This window comes from Streptomyces sp. NBC_00386, assembly GCF_036063235.1.
Lineage (GTDB): Bacteria > Actinomycetota > Actinomycetes > Streptomycetales > Streptomycetaceae > Streptomyces.
In genome coordinates, this window is the sequence record NZ_CP107950.1 from 2,927,049 (window position 1) to 2,942,833 (window position 15,785).

Below are 15,785 nucleotides of genomic sequence, written 5' to 3' on the forward strand. Positions count from 1 at the left end.
CAGCCCCCGCCGGATCACGATCGCCGGAGCGGACCGGATCCGTGCGGGGAAACGAGCGGGGCCGGCCTCTGCGGACATGTCCGCAGAGGCCGGCCCCGAAGGCCGTGCGGCGGTTCAGTCGTCCTTGGACGCCTTGCGCCTGCGTCGCACCAGCACGAGCGGCACGGCGCCCAGCAGGGCCACCGACCCCGGCGAGGTGACCGCCGCGGCCGCCTGGGCGCTCAGACCGGGCTGGTCGAAGGTGTCCGGCACCGGGAGGGTGCCCCAGCGGTTGATGGGCCAGGCCTTGACGATGGCGCGGCCGACGACGTCGTTCACCGGCACCATGCCGTGGTGCTTGTCCGCCTGGTTGTAGCGCGAGTCCCGCGAGTTCTGGCGGTGGTCGCCCATCACCCAGATCATGCCCTTGGGGACCTTGACCTTGAACTGACCGCCGTCCTCGTCCTGGCTGCACGGGGTGTTCCCCGCGTACACGTACGACGACTCGTTCAGCGCCTTGCCGTTGACCTTCAGCGGGCCGGTGTTCTTGCACTCGATCGTGTCACCGGCGACGCCGATGACCCGCTTGATCAGGTCCTTCTCCTCGGCGGACGGCATCAGGCCGATCCAGCTGAGGACCGTCTGCAGGGCGTTCGGGTTGGCTGTGGGCTCGCCCGCCAGCCAGTTGTCCGGGTCGTGGAAGACGACGACCTCGCCGCGCTCCGGCTCGGAGCCGAACCACGGGGTCAGCTTGTCGACCAGGACGCGGTCACCCTGCTGGAGGGTGTTCTGCATCGAGTCCGACGGGATCGAGAACGCCTGCACCAGGAACGTCTTGATGATCAGCGCAAGGACCAGAGCGATGCCGATCAGGATCGGCAGCTCCTTCCAGAAGGAGCGCTGTTTGGTGGACTTGGGGTCCCGTTCGGGACGCCCGGCCGGGGCGTCACCGTCCTCGGAGCCGCTCCCGGAACCCGAACCGGGTTCTACGGCCGGTGCAGCCGCATCCTCGGGCCGCTCCGGCTGCCCTTCGGGACCTTCGTGCCCAGAACGCGCGCCGACCGCCACATCCCCCACATCCACTCCTCACTCCGTGCCGCCGCCCGCGCCGTATTCGGCGCAGGCCCACCACTCCCATAACGAGCGGGAGTTCCGCAGGGCTCGGGAGCGGGATCAATCCATCTGGATCCGCAGAGGCCACCCTATGCGACAGAGCTGGAGCGGAAGCCGACCCTCCAGGCGCGTCGGCCACCGTCGAGAACGTGTTCGGCTCCTGCAGACGGGTCCAGTGACCGATGGGCCAGCCGATGACCATCGCCCGGCCCACGACCGAGTCCTCGGAGACCGTGCCGGAGAACTTGTCGGTGCGGTGGTAACGGGAGTCCGCCGAGTTGCCGCGGTGGTCGCCCAGCACGAACAGACGGCCCGCCGGCACCTTCACCTCGAAGGAGAAGTCCGACGGTTTGTCTCCGGCGTAGATGTACGGCTCGGTCAGAGGGGTGCCGTTCACGGTCACCCGGCCCTGTACGTCGCAGCACTTGACGGTGTCCCCGCCGAGCCCGACGACCCGCTTGATCAGGTCCTTCTCGTTGTCGGAGGGCAGCAGACCGATGAAGGTCAGACCCTCCTTGAACTGCTTGACGACCACGGGGTCGCTCTTCTTCTGGGTGTCCTCGGCGGTGAGCCAGCCTCCGGGGTCCTTGAAGACGACGACGTCACCGCGCTTGGGCTGGGAGCCGAACCACGGGGTGAACTTGTCCACCAGGACGCGGTCGCCGATCTGGATCGTGTTCTCCATGGAGCCCGACGGGATCACGAAGGCCTGGACGAGGAACGTCTTGAGGACCAGGGCTATCAGGACGGCCACGCCGACGAGGAGGGGTATCTCCTTGACCGCCGAGCGGCGCCTGCGCCGCTTGATCTTGCGCGCGAGTTTGCGGCGCTCGACCCGGCTGGGCCTGGCGGCGCCTCCGGCGGCGCGCCGGGATCCGGTGGGGAGCAGGTTGTCGGCGGCGCTGGCGGAGACCCCGCGCGCCCGTCCACGGTTACCCATGCGCACCCCCGGCGGCCGGTACACGCGCGTAGGCGTCGGGACGCGTCAGACGGGTCTCGTGGCCCACGGGCCAGGCGATCCAGTCGGCCCTGCCGATGACATCGCCGACGGGGACCATGCCGCCGCCGGGCGAGCCCAGATGATCACGGGAGTCGCGGGAGCGGCTGCGGTGATCGCCCAGAAGGAACAGGGACCGCTGGGGCACGACGACGTCGAAGGGCACCTCGGACGGGCTGTCACCCCGATAGAGAAATGTCGACTCGTCGACCGCTCGGCCGTTCACTTCGAGTCTCCCCTCCTTGTCGCAGCAGACCACGTGGTCTCCCCCTACTCCGACGACGCGTTTGACGTAGTCCGCGTTCCCGAAATAACCGGTGCCGTCGAAGACGACGACATCGCCCCGCTGCGGCTCGGAACCGAAACGGTACGCCAACTTGTTTACGAGAACGCGGTCCCCGATCCTCAATCCGGACTCCATGGAGCCGCTGGGAATTTCGAACGGCTGCATCACGAAGCGGCTGACAAGCAGCAGGAATACCAGACAGACCAGCACGGTCAGGGTGATCCGGCCTCCGGGAAGCCACTCGGCGATCTTGTCGGAGAACGCAGAACGCGACCGCTCCTCCGGCCCCGCTGTGTCCGAGATCTCCTCGGAAGCGGAAGGGCGGGAGGAGCGGTCGCGCTCCACGGGCTGTGCTTCGGTGTCCATCGGGGCCAGATGCTATCCGGCCTCCCTGAGACACCTTCTTACCGGCTCGGTCGCCGACGGGTCACCGCGGCGGCACCGGCTCAGCGGTCGCGCTTCTCCTTGATCTTCGCGGCCTTGCCGCGCAGGTCACGGAGGTAGTACAGCTTGGCGCGACGCACGTCACCGCGGGTGACGACCTCGATCTTCTCGACGATCGGGGTGTGCACCGGGAAGGTGCGCTCGACGCCGACGGAGAACGAGACCTTGCGGACCGAGAAGGTCTCGCGGACACCGGCGCCCTGGCGGCGGATGACTACGCCCTTGAACTGCTGCACACGGGAGCGGTTGCCCTCGATGACGCGGACGTGGACGTTGACGGTGTCACCCGGGCGGAAGGCCGGGATGTCGGTGCGCAGCGACGCGCCGTCGACGGAGTCGAGCAGGTGAGTCATTTTGTCTGCTTTCTTCGCTGATGCCACAGGTCATCAACGGGAGAGAGGTTCGAAGATGATGCTGTCTCGTCGGGACGGGCGTCGTGTCCCCCTGTGGCAGGGGCGCACGCCGGACGACGTAGAGCAGCGGCTTATTCTTCCACGGCGTCCGGCCTGCGCCAAAATCGGCCGTCGGGAGCCGGTCGCCAGCCCATGATCGAGAGCATCTCGCGGTCCTTCTTGTCGAAGGCGGAGGCTTCGCAGCGCTCGATGAGGTCGGGCCGGTTCGCCGCCGTACGGCGCAGGGCCTCGTCGCGGCGCCAGCGGGCGATCTTCCCGTGGTGGCCGCTGACCAGCACGTCGGGGATCTCACGGCCGCGCCACAGCGGGGGCTTGGTGTACACCGGGCCCTCCAGGAGGTTGGCCATGGCACCGGGGGCGAAGGAGTCGTCCCGGTGGGACTCGGCGTTGCCGAGGACACCCGGCAGCAGCCGGGCCACAGCCTCGGTGACGACGAGGACGGCCGCCTCGCCGCCGGCGAGCACGTAGTCGCCGATGGACACCTCGTAGACGGGCATCCTCGTCGCGTACTCGTCGATGACACGGCGGTCGATGCCCTCGTAGCGCGCGGGCGCGAAGACCAGCCAGGGGCGTTCGGAGAGCTCCACGGCGAGTTCCTGGGTGAACGGGCGCCCGCTGGGGGTGGGGACCACGAGGGCGGGCCCGTGGGAGCCCGTCTCGTACCCGTCCGCCAGAGCGGAATCCAGCGCGTCGCCCCAGGGCTCGGTCTTCATGACCATGCCGGGGCCGCCGCCGTAGGGCGTGTCGTCGACCGTGTTGTGCCGGTCGTACGTCCAGTCCCGGAGGTCGTGCACGTGCACGTTCAGCTGGCCACGCGCGCGGGCCTTGCCGACGAGCGAGACGTTCAGGGGCTCCAGGTACTCGGGGAAGATCGTGACGACGTCGAGCCGCATCAGGCGCCGGCCCCCGTGACGTCCTCGCCGGCCGCGGCGGAGCCGTTCTCCTCGTCCCGGGTGGACACGACCTCCGCGCGGTCGTCGATCAGGCCGGGCGGCGGGTCGATGACGGCCCGCTGCTCCTCCAGGTCGATCTCGACGACGATCTCCTCGACGAACGGGATCAGCACCTCGGTGCCGTCCTCCCGCTCGACCACGAACAGGTCCTGCGAGGGCAGGTGCGAGATCTCGGTGATCCGGCCGACCTCGGTGCCGTCCGTGGTGACCACGTCCAGGTCCATGAGCTGGTGGTCGTAGTACTCGTCCGGGTCCTCCGGCGTCACGTCCGGGTCGACCTCGGCGATCAGCAGGGTGTTGCGCAGCGCCTCGGCGCCGTTCCGGTCGCGTACGCCGGCGAAGCGCAGCAGGAGACGGCCGCTGTGGACGCGGCCCGTCTCGATGGTCAGCGGTCCGGCGGAGGCCGGATCGGTGAGCAGGACGGCACCGGGCCCGAGCCGCAGCTCCGGCTCGTCGGTGCGGACCTCCACGGTGACCTCGCCCTTGATGCCGTGGGCGCGGCCGACGCGAGCGACTACCAGCTGCACTGTGCTTGATCTCCTGTCGTGTACCGACGGCAATGCTTCGGATACGGGTGCGCAGACGACTACGGGCCGGGGACGGCTCGTAAGCCCTCCCCGGCCCGAGCCGGTGCTGCCTGTTGCGTCAGCGGACGTGGTCCACGTCGACGAGGTCGACGCGGACACCGCGGCCGCCGATGGCGCCCACGACGGTGCGCAGAGCGCGTGCGGTGCGGCCGTTGCGGCCGATCACCTTGCCGAGGTCGTCCGGGTGGACCCGGACCTCGAGTACGCGCCCGCGGCGCAGGTCGCGCGAGGCGACCTGCACGTCGTCGGGGTTGTCGACGATGCCCTTCACGAGGTGCTCGAGAGCCTCCTCGAGCATGCTCAGGCCTCGGTCGACTCGGACTCGGCCGGGGCCTCGTCCTTCTTCTCAGCCTTCTTCTTCTGGGTGATGGCCTCACCCTTGCCCGTGTCCTCGCCACCGAGGGCGTCGAACAGCGGGCGCGCGGCCTTCGGCTCGGCGACGAGCAGCGGAGCCGGGGCCGGCAGGCCCTTGAACTTCTGCCAGTCACCGGTCAGCTTCAGGATGGCGAGCACGGGCTCGGTCGGCTGCGCGCCGACACCCAGCCAGTACTGCGCACGGTCCGAGTCGACCTCGATGCGCGAAGGGTTCTGCACCGGGTGGTACAGACCGATCTCCTCGATGGCCCGGCCATCACGGCGGGTACGGGAGTCGGCGACGACGATGCGGTAGTGAGGCGAACGGATCTTGCCCAGACGCTTCAGCTTGATCTTGACTGCCACGGAAGTGGTGTCTCCTGGTCTTGACGGGGTTGGGCACGCAGAGATGGCCGCGTGGGGTTGCGGTACCCGAGTGCCCGATGGACGCGTCAGCCGGAGGAGAGAGGGGTCCTATGCGGCTGTCGAGTACAGCTGACCATTCTGCCACATCCTGCGGTCCGCCCGGACCGAGGGTGCGCGAGCCCACGCCTGGGCGAGCCCGCGCCTCGTCGAGACCGGGCTGAGCGGGGCCATACCTGAGCGGGCACCCGGTGTTCCGGGTGCCCGCTCAGGCAGGGCGGCGGTGGACCGGCCGCCGGGGACGTCGGAGAGAGGCCGCCCGCGCGCACTCGTGCCTCCTGAATTCCCCCACGTGCTCCAGGGCAGTGGGGGAGGCACGACTGCTCACGGGCCGCCCGGACTCGTCCGGCACCCACGAGACGCCGGTGGAGCGCGCACCTCAGCTCGCGGCTGCCCCGACCACCTCCGGAATCCGGAAGGGTTTGCCGCACCCTCCGCACACGATCGGCGCCTGCGCGAGGACCGACGGGACCACGCGCACGTTGCGCCCGCAGTCACAGACGGCCTTGACGCGGACACCTCCTCCGGAGGAGCCGTGGCGGGCGGCCGGACCGCGGAACGAGCGGGCGGTGTCCGCGGACGTGGCGGCCGTGTGGGCCTTCAGCGCGCGCTGGAGCCGCTCGATGGTCGGGCGGTAGCGGCGCTTCGCCTCGGGGTTGAGCGTGACCAAGGAGAAGCCACTGCTGGGATGCGGCTCCTCGGGGTGGTCGAGGCCCAGCTCCTCGGCGATCGCGAGGAATCTGCGGTTGTGATACCGGCCGGCGCGCGAGGTGTCGCGGACTCCACGCGCGGCGGCGATGCCGTGGACTGCTTCGTGAAGCAGTCGCTCGAAGGAGAGTTCGTGTCCGCAGGCGGACGACGACTCCCCGATCAGGGACTCTGGCGCGGCAAGATCGGGCAGTTCGGGGTGGTGCCGCTGAATGTCGGCCCACGCCCCTGCCAGCTCTGCGGCGAGAACAGGTGGTGTCGTGCTCACGTAATGACAACGAGCGGGAGTGCCTCCGTGTTCCTATTACGGGGCATCCCAAATAATTTGCACGTACCCGTCAGTTGCCACTGATGCGTCCCGACGAGGGCGGGTGCGCTGATCTGCGGAGAAGCGTCACAGCTCGTATCAAGCCGGTACGTAGTCACACGTACGCCCCGGCGCGTAGACGGGGTCCGCACGCCGGGGCACCTGGGGCCGGCGGATGCGCAAGTGGTGTTTCGGCCGCCCTGCGGGCCCGCTCAGTAGGCGCGGGCGACGACGGCGACGTTACCGGGTGCGTCGTCGGTGCCGGGCACCGACCCGTCCTCGGCGACCAGACACCGTACGGTCACCGCGTGCTCGGCGAGCCTGGCCTCGCCCTCTTCGCCGAGGTCGGCCCAGGGAATGCGCGCCCAGCCGCCGGCCACGGCGGCCTCCACGGCCGCGTCGATCGTCGACACGTCAGAGGTACGGGACTCGCGGCGCTCGCGGGACTGCCTCAGGAGCAGCGCCTGGTCCTCCTCGAGGACGGCGGGGAGCAGGGCCGCCAGCGCGTCGAGGGCCACCGGCTCCTTGCCCCCGGGGATGCGGCGGGCGAGCATCGCCGTACCGTTCTCCAGGTCACGGGGGCCGACCTCGACCCGTACGGGGACACCCTTGAGCTCCCAGTCGACGGCGCGGCGCCCGAAGGGGGTGTCCGTGCGGTCGTCGACCTGGACCCGTACACCCGCCGCCTTCAGCCGGTCGCCGATCTCGCGGACCTTGGCCAGAACCGCCTCGTCCCCCTTGATCGCGAGGACGACGACCTGTACCGGGGCGAGCCGGGGCGGCACCCGCAACCCACTGTCATCGCCGTGCGACATGATCAGGCCACCCACCATGCGGGTCGAGGACCCCCAGGAGGTCTGCCAGACGAGCTCCTGTTTCCCGTCCCGGGACAGGTACCGGGTGTTGAACGCCTTCGCGAAGTTCTGCCCCAGCTCGTGACTGGTGCCCATCTGGAGCGCCTTGCCGTCGCCCATCATGCCTTCGAGCGTGAGGGTGTTGATGGCGCCGGCGAACCGCTCGCCCGCCGTCTTCCGGCCGAGGACGACATCGATGCCGAGGACGTTCACCATGAAGTCGGCGTACACCTCCTTGTGGATGTGCGCGGCGTAGTCCCGGGCGTCCTCGTAGGTCGCGTGCGCGGTGTGGCCCTCCTGCCAGAGGAATTCGGTCGTTCGCAGGAACACCCGCGGGCGCATCTCCCAACGGACCACGTTGGCCCACTGGTTGATCAGCAGCGGCAGATCGCGGTAGCTCTGCACCCACTTGGAGAAGTACTCGTTGACGATCGTCTCGGAGGTGGGGCGGACGACGACCGGCTCTTCCAGCTCCTTGCCGCCGCCGTGCGTGACGACCGCGAGCTCGGGTGCGAAGCCCTCGACGTGCTCCGCCTCCCGGGTCAGGTACGACTGCGGGATGAACAGCGGGAAGTACGCGTTCTGGGCCCCCGCCTCCTTGATGCGGGCGTCCATCTCCTGCTGCATCCGCTCCCACAGCCCGTACCCGTAGGGCCGGATGACCATGGTGCCGCGCACCGGTCCGTTGTCGGCGAGCTCGGCTTTGTTGATCAAGTCCTGGTACCAGCGCGGGAAGTCGTCCGCCCGGGGCGTGAGAACGGGTGCCTTTGCCATGTGGGCGATGCTACGGGCCCACGTTGCCGGTATGTGAATTCTTGCGCCTTTCGCGGCCTGGGCACAAACGGGCCCCCGCGACCCCTGGACGGCACGTCGAGGGCGGAGTTACCTGACATACGGGGGGAGTGCGGGCCTCGCGCGCGGGGGCGGAGGAAAGGGGGCCCGGCGGCAACTCTCGGCGGATTGGGGCACTTTCGATGACACCTACGCTCGTGCGGCAGCACCTTCCTCATGCGGGCCCCTCGTCCCGCGCGGACCGGGGTGCACGCGCGCGTGACTGGGCCGAGATCCAGGAGCGGATGCTGGTGCCGCTCTACGAGGCCGTCTACGAGCGGCTCGAAGTGGGCGGCGGGACACGGCTGCTCGGGCTCGGCTGCGGGTCGGGGCTCGCCCTGCTGATGGCGGACTCCCGCGGCGCCGCGGTCACGGGTGTCGACTCCTCGTCGCCCGAACGGCTGGCCCTCGCACGGGAACGTCTGCTGCCGCGGGACCGGGACACGGGCCCGCGCGCCGGGATCCGGATCGTGTCCGGGTCCCCCCGGGACACGGTGGCGCAGGGAGCGCCGGCGTACGACCTGGTGACCGCGTTCGAACCGATCGGGTGCGTGGCCGGCGACTCCGAAGGGCTCGGTTCGCTGCTCACGGAGGCGGCACCGCTCACCGGCCGGGGCACGCCCGTGGTGCTGGTCGGGTGGGGGCCGCCGGAGCGGTGCAGCACCTCGGCCGTACTGCGGGTGGCCACCAAGCTGGCCGATCCCCTGCGCGGCGCGGCGAGCTGGCGTGCCGCTCGCCGGGACGACCTGGAGGACGTCGCCCAGCGGGCCGGGCTGCGGCCGGACGGCTCGGGGCGGGTGTCCTGCCCGTTCGGTTACGCCGATGTGGACAGCGCCGTACGCGGGCTGCTCTCGACGGGGCTCTTCGACGCCGCGGTCGCCGCCACCGACCAGGCGCAGGTCGACAAGGAGGTGGCCGAGGCGCTGCATCCTCATCTGCGGCGGGACGGGACGGTGTGGATGCCGAACGTGTTCCGGTATCTGATCGCCCGTACGGCCTGAGGCCGGTCCCGGGCGTGGTGTTCAGACCTCCTTGGCCGTCCGGGGCACTCCGGCGATCCGGTACGCCTCGGCCTCCTCCAGCGTCTCGTTCGCGAGGAGCGCCTCGGCCAGGGCGTCGAGCTGTCCGCGGTGCTCGCGGAGCTTCTGGCAGGCCTCCTCGTAGCACTCGTCGACGATGCGGCGCATCTCGTGGTCGATCGAGTCGAGGGTGCCCGGGGCCGCCGCGAGGCCGTAGGCCTGCTGGGAGTCGCCCGGCAGCGCGGACAGCCGGCCGACGCGTTCGCTCATGCCCCAGCGGGCGACCATGCCGCGGGCGAGGTTCGTGACCTGTTCCAGGTCGTTCTCCGAGCCCGTGGTGATGACGTCGTAGACGACGTGCTCGGCGGCCATGCCGCCGAGGGCGCCGATGATCCGGCCGCGCAGATATTCCTCGGTGTACGCGTACCGGTCCGCGTCCGGCGTGGAGAGGGTGACGCCGAGCGCGCGGCCGCGCGGAACGATGGTGATCTTGCGGACGGGGTCGGCGCCGGGCCGCAGCATCCCGAGGAGGGCGTGGCCGCTCTCGTGGTACGCGGTGCGGCGGCGTTCCTCGTAGGGCATGACCAGGGAGCGTTCGGCGCCGAGCTGGACCTTTTCGAGCGCTTCGGAGAGGTCGCCCTGGGTCACCTCGGACTGCTTGCGCTTGACGGCGAGGAGAGCCGCCTCGTTGGCGAGGTTGGCGAGGTCGGCGCCGGTCATGCCCGGGGTCGTCCGGGCCACCTGGGTCAGGTCCACGCCGGGGGCGAGCGGGATGTCGCGGGTGTGGATCTCCAGGATCGCCTCGCGGCCGCCGCGGTCGGGGGGCGAGACGTTGACGACCCGGTCGAAGCGGCCGGGGCGGGTGAGCGCCGGGTCCAGGATGTCCGCGCGGTTGGTGGCGGCGATGACGATGACGCCCTCCGAGCCGGAGAAGCCGTCCATCTCGGTGAGGATCTGGTTCAGCGTCTGCTCGCGCTCGTCGTGGCCGCCCATGGCGGAGCCGCCCGACCGTGACCGTCCGATGGTGTCGATCTCGTCGATGAAGATGATGGACGGGGCCACCTTGCGGGCCTCGGCGAACAGTTCGCGGACGCGCGAGGCGCCGACGCCCACGATCATCTCGATGAACTCGGAGGCGGAGGCGGAGAAGAACGGGACTCCCGCCTCGCCCGCGACGGCCCGCGCGAGCAGGGTCTTTCCCGTGCCGGGCGGGCCCGCCAGCAGCACGCCGCGCGGCATCTTCGCGCCCATCCTGCGGTAGGCGTCGGGGTTCTTGAGGAAGTCCACGACGTCGTCGACTTCGCCGGCCACCTCGTCGATGCCGGCCACGTCCGAGAACGTGGTGCGTTTGCCGCCGGGCACGAGTTCGACCGGTTTCGGGGGCGCCTTGCGGCCGAGCATGCCGCCCGCGCCGCCCATGCCGGAGCCCATCCGCCGGGCGATGAAGATCCACAGGACGACGAGCAGGATCATCGGGGCGAGCGAGATCAGCAGGTTGAACAGGAAGCTGCGCTCCTGGACCACCGGCGAGGCGGTCACCGTGACGTCGTGCTTCTGGAGGTTGTCCCAGAGCTTGTCGTCCGCGAAGACCGGGCGCTGGGTCTTGAACTTGGTGTATTTCCCGTCGCCGTCGGGCTTCTCCTGCGAGTCCTTGAGCTGTCCCTGGATCGCGTCGCCCTTGGCGTAGATCTTGGTGACGTTGCCGTCGTCGACCTGCCGGCTGAACTCCGTGTACGAGATCGTCGGCTCGTTGCCCTTGTTGTAGAAGGACAGCACCAGGTTGGCGATCAGGAACACGATGAGCGCGGCCAGGGCCAGGCTCCACCAGCCACCGGGCAGCTTCCGCCGGCCGCCCGGCGGCGGCGTCGGCTCAGGTGGCGTGCCCTCGGTACGCCACGGCTGGTCCGGTGCCTTGCGCGGCGGCACGGGATTGCTCATAAGTGGACGTTACGACAGATGGCGGACACCGGCACCTGCGGTCATGCCGCTGGGGGCGCCCCTCCCGGTGAGGGGCGCCCCCAGCGGGCGTCACGTCGGCGCTCCCGCACGGGGCGGAAGGCCAGTGCACGAGCGTCAGTCCATGAACTTCTTGAACTCGTCCGGCAGCTCGAAGTCCTGGGCGCCCTGCTGCGGGAGGCCGAAGGCGTTGCCGCCCTGGACGCCCGCCTCGCGCCGGGCCGCCTCCTCTTCCTCCTGCTGCTTGCGCTTCATCGGGTTGCCGGAGCGCTGCTTGCCCTTGGCCTGCTTCGGCTTCTTCTTGGCGCGGCCGGGGCCGCCGCCCATGCCCGGCATCCCGGGCATGCCCGGCATCCCGCCGCCCTGGGCCATGCGGGACATCATCTTGCGGGCCTCGAAGAAGCGCTCGACCAGGCCCTTGACCGCGCTGACCTCGACGCCGGAACCCTTGGCGATACGGGCACGGCGCGAACCGTTGATGATCGTCGGGTCCTGGCGCTCACCCGGGGTCATCGACTTGATGATCGCGCCGACGCGGTCGACGTCCCGCTCGTCCAGGTTGTTGATCTGGTCCTTGATCTGGCCCATGCCCGGGAGCATGCCGAGCAGCTTGCTGATGCTGCCCATCTTCCGGACCTGCTCCATCTGGGCCAGGAAGTCGTCCAGGGTGAAGTCCTGGCCCTTCTTGGACGCCAGCTTGGAGGCCATCTTCTCGGCCTCTTCCTGGCTGAACGTCTTCTCCGCCTGCTCGATCAGGGTGAGGAGGTCACCCATGTCGAGGATGCGGGAAGCCATCCGGTCAGGGTGGAAGGCGTCGAAGTCGTCGAGCTTCTCGCCGTTCGAGGCGAACATGATCGGCTTGCCGGTGATCTGCCGGATCGACAGGGCGGCACCACCGCGGGCGTCACCGTCGAGCTTGGAGAGCACCACGCCGTCGAAGCCGACGCCGTCGCGGAAGGACTCGGCGGTGTTGACCGCGTCCTGGCCGATCATCGAGTCGACGACGAAGAGGATCTCGTCGGGGCTGACGGCGTCGCGGATGTCCGCGGCCTGCTGCATCAGCTCCTGGTCGATACCGAGGCGGCCGGCGGTGTCCACGATCACGATGTCGTGGACCTTGGTCTTCGCGAACTCGATGGAGTCCTTGGCGACCTTGACCGGGTCGCCGACGCCGTTGCCCGGCTCGGGGGCGTAGACGGCGACGCCCGCGCGCTCGGCGACGACGCTGAGCTGGTTCACCGCGTTCGGGCGCTGGAGGTCGGCGGCGACGAGGATCGGGGAGTGGCCCTGGTCCTTGAGCCACTTGCCGAGCTTTCCGGCGAGCGTGGTCTTGCCCGCGCCCTGGAGGCCCGCGAGCATGATCACGGTGGGCGGGTTCTTGGCGAACCGGAGGCGGCGGGTCTCACCGCCGAGGATCGTGACGAGCTCGTCGTTCACGATCTTCAGGACCTGCTGGGCGGGGTTCAGCGCCCTGGAGACCTCGCTGCCGAGGGCCCGCTCCTTGACGTTCTTGATGAAGGTGCGGACGACCGGGAGGGCGACATCGGCTTCGAGGAGCGCGATGCGGATCTCGCGGGCCGTGGCGTCGATGTCCGCCTCACTGAGGCGCCCCTTGCCGCGGAGGTTTTTGAACGTCGCGCTGAGGCGGTCGGAGAGGGTATCGAACACGGTGGCTTCGGTCCTCGGAGTCGGGGTCGGTTTCGGGCTGCCCTCCAGGGTATCTGTCCCCGCAAGCGATTCGTCCCCGCACACCGCATTCGGCGACCGGGGACGAGGCCCGCGGCGGCGGGGGCGGCGGTCCGCGGCCCTGGCGGACCGGCTTTCGGCGACCGGGCGGCTCCCCGGGTCGCGGAGATCACATGTCCGCTCGCCGCCCGGAACGAACGCGGGGGCGGAACGCACCCGGGGTCATAACAAGTGCGGCGGCGGAGCAAGTACGGAGGCCGGCAGAGCGCGTGCGGGCGCGGGACGACCACGGGCCCCGGAACCGGTGCGGGCCCGGAACGGCCGCGGCCCGGAACGACCACGGGCGCGAAACCAGTGCGTCCCCGGAACGACCGCCGGGCCGACGGCCGCGAGGTCAGCCCCGCAGCGCCTCCTCCACGGCCCGCGCCACCGAGGCGGCCTCCTCCCCCGGCAGGGGTTCCCCCTTCGTGCCCGTCACGTAGAAGGCGTCGACGGCGTTCGCGCCGAGCGTGGAGACGTGCATGCTCCGTACCCGTACCCGCGCCGTCTCCAGGGCCCGCCCGATGCGGTGCAGCAGGCCCGGGGCGTCGTGGGCGCGGACCTCGATGACCGTGGCCAGGCGGGACGCCGCGGGCGCGACGGTGACCCGCGGAGGGGGCGCGACCACGCCCCGGCGGCGCGGGTAGGCGGCGTCGCGCTCGGCGAGGCGGGCGGTGATGTCGAGGGAGCCGTCGAGGGCGCGTACGAGGTCGGCGCGCAGCCGGGCGGCCTGCGGCAGGGAGCCGTACTCGGCGGCGACCCGCCAGTTGAGCAGCAGCACCGAGCCGTCGACGCCGTCGGGCAGGTCCAGGGCGCGCAGTTCTGCGGTGCGGACGGTCAGCCGGTGCATGGCGAGGACGCCGGCCACCGAGGGGAGCACGCCCGGCTGGTCGGGGACGGCGATGAGCAGTTCCACACCGAGCGGCTCCGGGTCGTCCGGGACGGTGGCGGGCTCGGCGTCGGTGTCGACCGGTTCCGTCTGTGCGCGCAGGGCCAGGACGGGCCCGCCCGTGCGGCACGCCTCGATCGCGAGACGTTCCATCTCGGCGGTGGGCGCGGGGGCCTCGGGTTCCTCGGGAGCGTCCCCGGCGAGCACGGCCGAGACCCGTTTGACCAGGTCGGCGACGAGGGAGCCGCGCCAGGAGGACCAGGCGGCGGGCCCGGTGGCCAGCGCGTCCGCCTCGGTGAGCGCGTGCAGCAGTTCCAGGGTGCCCTGTGATCCGACGGCCTCGGCGACCGAGCGGACGGTGGCCGGGTCCTCCAGGTCGCGCCGGGTCGCGGTGTCGACGAGCAGCAGGTGATGGCGTACGAGGGTGGCGAGCACCGCGACGTCCACGCGGTCGAAGCCGATGCGGGCGGCCACGTCACGGGCGATGATCTCGCCGGCCACGGAGTGGTCGCCGGGCCAGCCCTTGCCGATGTCGTGGAGCAGGGCGGCGACGAGGAGGAGGTCGGGGCGGCCGACGCGGCGGGTCAGTTCGGAGGCGCGGACGGCCGTCTCGATGAGGTGGCGGTCGACGGTCCAGATGTGGACGGCGTTGCGCTGGGGCCGGCAGCGCACCCGCTCCCAGTCGGGCAGCAGCCGGGTGATCAGCCCTTCGGCTTCCAGCGCCTCCCAGACCTCGATGGTCGGGCGGCCCGAGCCGAGGAGGGTGACGAGCTGTTCGCGCGCCTCGGCGGGCCAGGGCGTGGGGAGGGGACGTACGGCGGCGGCCATCCGTCGTACGGCGTGCAGGGAGATCGGGAGGTCCGCCTGCGCGGCGGCGGCCGCGGCGCGCAGCGGGAGCACGGGGTCGCGCTCGGGACGTGCGGTGCGGGCGAGCCCCACCTCGCCGTCCTGTTCGACGACTCCTTCGGCGAGGGGGGACCGCTCGGCGACCGGCTTGCCGCCGCCCAGCATGGCGCGCAGCCGCGGGCGTACGGCCCGCGAGCGCAGGACGCGTCCCACTTCGCGCCAGGTGACGTCGCTGGCGTACGACACGACGCGCGCCGCCTCGTACACCTGGCGCAGCAGGGTGTCGGCGTCCAGCAGGCCGAGTTCGGCGGCGACCTGGTCCTGTTCCTGGAGCGCGAGGCGGTCGGTGGCGCGGCCGGTGGCGAGGTGCAGGGCGTCGCGGACGTCCAGGAGCCGGCGACGGGCGTCCGAGAGTCCTTCGCGGGGGGCGTCCGCGAGCCAGGACGCGGCGACGGCGCGCAGCGCGATGGCGTCGCGCAGTCCGCCGCGTGCTTCCTTCAGGTCGGGTTCGAGGAGGTACTGGAGTTCGCCCTGGCGTTCGGCGCGCTCCGCGCACAGTTCCTGGAGCTGGGGCAGCCGCTTCGGCGCCTGGTTGCGCCAGTCGGCGAGGACGGCCGTGCGCAGTCCGGCGGTGAGGCCGAGGTCGCCCGCGATGTGACGGGCGTCGAGGAGGCCGAGCTGGGCCTTGAGGTCGTCGGCGGCGGTCTTGCGGGCCTCGACGGGTGTGCGGACCGAGTGGTCGAGATCGAGGCCCAGGTCCCATACGGGGTACCAGAGGCGGTCGGCGAGGGCGGCGACCGCGGCGGAGTCGGTGCCGTCGTGCAGGAGGAGCAGGTCGAGATCGCTGCGGGGGGAGAGTTCGCCGCGGCCGTAACCGCCGACGGCGACGAGGGAGACCCCGCGCAGGCCCTGGGATCCGGCGGTGAACAGGCCGGTCAGCCAGTCGTCCGTCAGGTCGGCGAGGGCGGTACGGCGCGGCGGCCCGGACCGCGCCCCCTCTTGGAGGAGGCGCAGCCGGGCCGCCGCGTAGCCGCTGGGTCCCGAGTCCTCTGCTTCCACTCGCGTGTCCGTACTCGTCACCCAGCGACTCCTGTCTTTCTT

13 protein-coding genes and 1 pseudogene are annotated in these 15,785 nt (G+C 70.9%); 1 reads left to right on the forward strand and 13 read right to left on the reverse strand.

The features are described from left to right. Window positions 1-114: 114 nt before the first annotated feature. The 10 genes and pseudogenes from lepB (OG780_RS12635) to proS form a co-directional block, all read right to left on the reverse strand. Window positions 115-1,056, reverse strand: a complete 942-nt coding sequence (gene lepB, locus OG780_RS12635) for a signal peptidase I (RefSeq protein ID WP_328447645.1) — start codon at window positions 1,054-1,056, stop codon at window positions 115-117. Then, a pseudogene (gene lepB, locus OG780_RS12640) lies at window positions 944-2,032 on the reverse strand (signal peptidase I); the annotation flags it as partial. The gene lepB (OG780_RS12635) and the pseudogene lepB (OG780_RS12640), both read right to left, overlap by 113 nt. Further along, window positions 2,025-2,741 carry a signal peptidase I gene (gene lepB / locus OG780_RS12645; RefSeq protein WP_328447647.1) on the reverse strand — a complete coding sequence of 239 codons (717 nt, stop codon included), beginning with the start codon at window positions 2,739-2,741 and terminating at the stop codon, window positions 2,025-2,027. The pseudogene lepB (OG780_RS12640) and the gene lepB (OG780_RS12645), both read right to left, overlap by 8 nt. Window positions 2,742-2,821: 80 nt before the next feature. Further along, window positions 2,822-3,172, reverse strand: a complete 351-nt coding sequence (gene rplS, locus OG780_RS12650; protein WP_328447649.1) for a 50S ribosomal protein L19 — start codon at window positions 3,170-3,172, stop codon at window positions 2,822-2,824. A 131-nt stretch (window positions 3,173-3,303) separates the two neighbouring features. Continuing rightward, window positions 3,304-4,125, reverse strand: coding sequence for a tRNA (guanosine(37)-N1)-methyltransferase TrmD (trmD, locus tag OG780_RS12655; RefSeq protein ID WP_328447651.1), 822 nt, complete (start codon window positions 4,123-4,125; stop codon window positions 3,304-3,306). Further along, the gene (rimM, locus tag OG780_RS12660) at window positions 4,125-4,712 is read right to left on the reverse strand and encodes a ribosome maturation factor RimM (protein WP_328447653.1); all 588 of its coding nucleotides are present in this window, start codon (window positions 4,710-4,712) and stop codon (window positions 4,125-4,127) included. Before rimM ends, trmD begins: the two co-directional genes overlap by 1 nt. A gap of 118 nt (window positions 4,713-4,830) precedes the next feature. Further along, on the reverse strand, window positions 4,831-5,070 hold the full coding sequence (locus tag OG780_RS12665) for an RNA-binding protein (protein WP_005479813.1): 240 nt from the start codon (window positions 5,068-5,070) through the stop codon (window positions 4,831-4,833). Between the two features lie 2 nt (window positions 5,071-5,072). Continuing rightward, the gene (gene rpsP / locus OG780_RS12670) at window positions 5,073-5,492 is read right to left on the reverse strand and encodes a 30S ribosomal protein S16 (protein WP_326785285.1); all 420 of its coding nucleotides are present in this window, start codon (window positions 5,490-5,492) and stop codon (window positions 5,073-5,075) included. A 436-nt stretch (window positions 5,493-5,928) separates the two neighbouring features. Then, window positions 5,929-6,525 (reverse strand): hypothetical protein, encoded by a 597-nt coding sequence (locus OG780_RS12675; RefSeq protein ID WP_328447656.1) that lies wholly within the window; start codon window positions 6,523-6,525, stop codon window positions 5,929-5,931. A 251-nt stretch (window positions 6,526-6,776) separates the two neighbouring features. Then, on the reverse strand, window positions 6,777-8,192 hold the full coding sequence (proS, locus tag OG780_RS12680) for a proline--tRNA ligase (protein ID WP_328447658.1): 1,416 nt from the start codon (window positions 8,190-8,192) through the stop codon (window positions 6,777-6,779). Window positions 8,193-8,392: 200 nt separating this feature from the next. Between proS and OG780_RS12685 the strand changes: the two genes are divergently transcribed. Then, window positions 8,393-9,250 carry an SAM-dependent methyltransferase gene (locus OG780_RS12685; protein ID WP_328447660.1) on the forward strand — a complete coding sequence of 286 codons (858 nt, stop codon included), beginning with the start codon at window positions 8,393-8,395 and terminating at the stop codon, window positions 9,248-9,250. Window positions 9,251-9,271: 21 nt separating this feature from the next. On the opposite strand, the gene ftsH is transcribed toward OG780_RS12685, so the two are convergent. The 3 genes from ftsH to OG780_RS12700 all read right to left on the reverse strand — a co-directional run bounded on the left by ftsH (window position 9,272) and on the right by OG780_RS12700 (window position 15,764). Further along, complete coding sequence (ftsH, locus tag OG780_RS12690; protein WP_328447662.1) at window positions 9,272-11,206, reverse strand: ATP-dependent zinc metalloprotease FtsH; 1,935 nt, start codon at window positions 11,204-11,206, stop codon at window positions 9,272-9,274. 135 nt (window positions 11,207-11,341) lie between these two features. Beyond that, the gene (gene ffh / locus OG780_RS12695) at window positions 11,342-12,892 is read right to left on the reverse strand and encodes a signal recognition particle protein (protein WP_328447664.1); all 1,551 of its coding nucleotides are present in this window, start codon (window positions 12,890-12,892) and stop codon (window positions 11,342-11,344) included. A gap of 412 nt (window positions 12,893-13,304) precedes the next feature. Next, window positions 13,305-15,764, reverse strand: coding sequence for a [protein-PII] uridylyltransferase (locus tag OG780_RS12700; RefSeq protein WP_328447666.1), 2,460 nt, complete (start codon window positions 15,762-15,764; stop codon window positions 13,305-13,307). Window positions 15,765-15,785: the final 21 nt, after the last annotated feature.